Here is a 4,768-nt window from a genome sequence, read left to right as displayed (position 1 = left end):
AAAAGTTTGCGACAGAACCAGGCTTAGGCATAGGACTACGAGAGAGAGTGGAGGTAGCTGATCAGATCGTAGGTTCTGGATTTAGTTCCATTGAATTACGCAACAAAGCCATGGTACGATTGTCATTTATGTTAATTAATAGTAGGAGAGAGAATCCGGATGACTCTTTATTTTGGTTTATTTTGCTTTGTTTTACCTTATGTTCTTTTTTTATATTCTGATTTATTCAATGATTTTGTACAGAGCTGTTACAATATAGCCCCCGAAATAACAACTATAACTTCAGTTATTTATTGTTATTTAACTATTAGATCTTTTTATTTTGGGTTTGTTCCTAATATTAAAAACAAGAAGAAAGTATACATTTCTCAAATTAATATGCTTGCTTCTGCTATGGTGTCTATTGGCTTGATTGGTACCTTTATAGGTCTTGTTGAAATGATATCATCGATTTCAGGTGTTTTAAACAATCAATCCCCCGGTGAAATAAACTCCATGACGGACGGTATAGGTAGCTCATTAAACGGAATGTCATTCGCTTTCTTAACGTCCATTTTGGGAGTCGGGACATCAGCATATGTAATCTTTTCTGGTTTTTTTATAGCATCAAACATGGATAAAGCAACTAACACTAATATTAGTGATTGTATGAATCCAGACTCTATTTATGAAAGAGTCAATGAAATGGAAAAAAAATTATCTTCATTAAGATTATCGAACATTGAATATGATGTAGATCTTTTGAGTGTAATGGTAAAAACAAATGATAATTTAAATTCATTGATTTCAAAAAAGGAAGAGAATAATAAAATATTATTAAATATTAATGAGTTGCTTAATTCCTTAAAAGAAGAACAGGTTAATAATGTTGATGATATTAAAACCCTATCTAGAAACTCTAACGTTATAGTGGAAGTGATAGGTGAAATAAATGAAAATAATTCGAGTTCCACTAAAAAAATAGACTCCATCTTAAAACTATCATCAGTAAATAACAAATTGCTTAAACTAATTTACCAAAGATTCAAGATATACTCTGAATATATTGAAAAATTCAAACGTAACATTTTTGATACCTTTCAATAAGATAATTTGTACTGTTTCATCTGGAAGACGGGGATTATAAGCCTTTGCTCTTTGAAGACATGACAGCATTTAATGAAAAGCTAGCAGATTATCTGCTTCAGTATAACGCAGAACGTCCTCACAAATGTCTTGGACTAAAACGCCTGTTGAGGTTATCATCGAACAAAACGAAAAGTGCAGAATGTGGTGGACTCATATATGCGGTTGCCCTTAGTGAATAGCTAAGTATAATCCTCACTCACTCAATAAATCTCTTGCTTTATTGAGTGTTTTTCACATGACTATTGTCTGTGAAATTGGTTGCATCCTTAGTAGGGAGATCTTTATTGTGAATAAGAGGAAGTAAGATGAAGAGGATATTCTTTGTTATTAATTTTTTAGAACGTTTATCATCAAAAATAATACAGTGCAAAAGTTATCTTTTAATATCTATAATATTTTTTATTTCTATAATTAAACATGGTTTTGCTAATGAAAATTCTTCTGAGTTTCTGACGATTGACCATGACGTTGATCAGTTAGTTAAAGAGATAGTTAAAAACTCATATGAAGCATCTAAATTTGAAGCTGACATTTTATCTAAAAAACATCTTTTGTCTAGTTCTGAAAATTATTATGTGCCAAAAGTTACAATTTCTGCTTCAGAAAGGAAATACTTAGAAGGATACGATGGACTAAAGTCTGAAATAAGTGCGACAGGAACAGCTAAATTGTGGGGGGATACGGTTTCATATAATATTGCCAGTAATCATGAAAACTTAAACCTATCGATTATTGATTATAATTTAGAGGTAACAAAAACATATAGGAATGTAATTAATAATCTAATAAAGCTAAAGAATTCGAAGAAAGCCATTAATCAATTAAGGAATCAGAGTGGTATACTTGATGATATAGTTGAGGAAATATCAACATCAGGGGTATTGAAAAAATCAGATAAGAATTTTGCAATAGTAACAAAGAAAAAATCTGAAGAATTAATATTATCTATAGAGTCAAGAGTTGAAACATACATAAACAACATAAACAACATATCTCCCAAATATTTTGAATTATATAACTTTATTATTAGCGATCGCCTGTCAGAAATAGAATTAAAAATTAATGAAGATAATTTTGACACTAAAAGTATAGTTAGAGATAACCTTGATATACAAAGAGCAGATACTAATATAAGGCTTGGTAAAAATAATGTAAAATCTTTAAATGAAATAATCACAATTAACCTTGAAACCCAACATAAGCGCAGTAGTAATACAGGCTATGATAAGCCTAACTCTTATATTGGGCTTGGTTTTTATGTAGACCTCTTTGACTACTCAAATTATAAAGTCGAAAAAAGTGAAGAAGAACTTTTAATAAAAGCTTATATAGATCGAGATCGTATTGTTAATCAGTATGTCATTCGTTCGGATTCTTTAAAAAAACAATATTCTTTACTCGAGGATACCAAGGGTAACTTGTTAGAGCAACTTGATTTAAGTGAAAGTATTTTTTTAAATCTTAAAAATGAGATAAATGTAGATGAGTCAAATATACTAGACCTGTTAAAGAATGTTTCTACAAGAATGGATGGAGAAGTGAAGTTGTTAAGCGTAAATAATAACTTAAGTGATACTGTTATGCAGGTGAAAATGTTAAGATCAATAGCACCCAATAAATATAGAATATAATGATTAAATCAAGTGTAACTTATGGGGTACTTTCTCTTGTTTTATTTGTTTTTTCATTATCACACTATAATATCGATGTGGTGTCGAGTGGTGATGGGGTTATCTCTATAACAGATAGTAACATTAATATTACATCCCCTATTTCTGGTGAAATACAAAGTTTAAATGTAAGTCAAGGTGATAGTGTTGATATTGGTGAAAAAATGATATCAATAAAAAACATAGAAGATAAACATAATCTTGAATTAATGAAAGAAAGGAGGGAAATATATAAGATAAAGAGTGATTATTTGAAGTATGAAAGGGAGTTGCTTGGCAATATATTCCTTTCAGGAACTTTTCATTTAGATGAAAACAATCCAAGCGGTGAAGATGTACTGGGTAACTCATTATTGATTGGTGTTGAAAAAACAATTAGCGCAAGATTATTAAGGTTGAGAGAGCAATATAGGTTTTATTTGAGTAGGAAACTTTTTTTTGAAAAAAACAAAAAAACATTAGAAGAAAAAAAAATCAATATAGAGTCTCAAAAAAAATTATCAAATGAAAAGGTAGAGGTTTTAGAAAAGTCCTTGGGAAGGACGACAAGAGTTATTGATGCTATATTGTCTCAAAAGAGTGTTGACTTAGATAATATAAATAATAGTCTTTCATTGATTGAGTCTGAAAATGATATGTTACTTGAGTACTCTAAATTTACTCAAATGACGGTTGATTTTATATCTGAAAATATAGAGGAGGCTAAAATGTTAGAATTGGAAATGGCTAAAAATAAATCTGATTTAAATATCCTTTATGATAGAATAAAATCAACTAACATAAAGTCGACAATTAGTGGTTCTATTTTGTCTTTAGAGACTGGTTTATATCCTGGAGTTTATGTTGAGAAAAATGCAAAGATAATGACAATCAAAAGAAAAGATCATGGCGTATATATAGATGGGAGATTTAGTTCAAAGTTACGGCCTTTTTTTGATATAAACTCTGAAGTTAAAGTGAGGATAGATGCCCCTGGCATCAAGAGGCATTTTTATGGTAAAATCACAAATGTTAGCGTAGACTCATTTGTTGATGATAAAGATGAAACTAGATATTACTCAGTTAAAATTAAGTTTAACGATGAAAATGATGTTAGAAATATTCTTCATAAGATGGTAGGAGTAAAAGCTAGCATACATGTTATTAATGATAGCATGTCATTTTTATCATATATAACATCTGTATTTAATAAAGACTTGGATTTTTCTGTATGGTAGGTTTTATTGGACTGTTATCTGCAACATTGGGTTGTCTGTTTTTTGTTTTAATTTTAGTTTCTTCTGCTTATGAACACGCAGTAATAAACAAAGCTAGTTCAAGCCTGCTTTATACAGACAACGGGGATTATCTTATTCCTGTATCTAATTATTATCTAACTGAAGAAAGTGTTGATGACTATTTAAAATATATAAACAACTTAAACAATGATGAAGTAATTGATATATCGGTAGGTTGTACTTATGGTAAGGATTTAACTATAGATATGGCCGATGCTATTTCTTTATATAACACAATAAAAATTGATCAGGCCGACGTGGAAAGTATTTATAAAATAAAAATAAAAACAACAGAACTAGGAAATGATAGAAAGGACTATTGTTTTATTAGCTCTAAAAGGACTGATGTCAGCACCGATGTAAAAATGACCCACTAAGGGGGCTCTAACTTATTGATTTATACTGCTCTCAGCATGTTTATTCATCATTTTGATTAGAGGGTGAGAGGGCAGCACATCTGACATCCGAGGACAGGTTCTACATTGAGAAGCGTTGGGCTGAACACACATCAGTAAACATGATTGCTCAAGAGCTAGGTAGAAGCCCATCGACAATCTCTAGGGAAATTGAACGCAATACCCCAAAGAATTTCGATGGACTCTATTCTTCACGAGCCGCAGATAGACTCGCTAAAGAGAGAAAGCTCAAGGCCAGTAAAGCGAAAGCCTTTAAAGGGTTCTGTCGCAAACTTTT

Annotated in this window: 5 protein-coding genes; all 5 read left to right on the top strand. The window is 30.7% G+C overall.

The window, feature by feature from the left end; translation table 11 throughout:
• The first annotated feature begins 159 nt into the window (after nucleotides 1-159).
• Nucleotides 160-1,086 carry a hypothetical protein gene (locus BCT34_RS22475; protein ID WP_076650606.1) on the top strand — a complete coding sequence of 309 codons (927 nt, stop codon included), beginning with the start codon at nucleotides 160-162 and terminating at the stop codon, nucleotides 1,084-1,086.
• Nucleotides 1,087-1,433: 347 nt separating this feature from the next.
• A complete protein-coding gene (locus tag BCT34_RS22470) occupies nucleotides 1,434-2,759 on the top strand; it encodes a TolC family protein (protein WP_076650607.1) in 1,326 nt (441 codons plus the stop codon).
• A complete protein-coding gene (locus BCT34_RS22465; RefSeq protein ID WP_076650608.1) occupies nucleotides 2,759-4,015 on the top strand; it encodes a biotin/lipoyl-binding protein in 1,257 nt (418 codons plus the stop codon). Before BCT34_RS22470 ends, BCT34_RS22465 begins: the two co-directional genes overlap by 1 nt.
• Nucleotides 4,009-4,452, top strand: a complete 444-nt coding sequence (locus BCT34_RS22460) for a hypothetical protein (protein WP_076650609.1) — start codon at nucleotides 4,009-4,011, stop codon at nucleotides 4,450-4,452. Before BCT34_RS22465 ends, BCT34_RS22460 begins: the two co-directional genes overlap by 7 nt.
• 80 nt (nucleotides 4,453-4,532) lie before the next feature.
• The coding region (locus tag BCT34_RS24780) for a helix-turn-helix domain-containing protein (RefSeq protein ID WP_157936605.1) at nucleotides 4,533-4,768 on the top strand (236 nt) is incomplete at its 3' end.

Origin of the sequence: Vibrio sp. 10N.261.45.E2, from assembly GCF_002875705.1 — a bacterium.
Classification (GTDB): domain Bacteria; phylum Pseudomonadota; class Gammaproteobacteria; order Enterobacterales; family Vibrionaceae; genus Vibrio.
The sequence above is the reverse complement of the archived record's forward strand: the minus strand, read 5'-3'. Positions and strand labels throughout refer to the sequence as shown.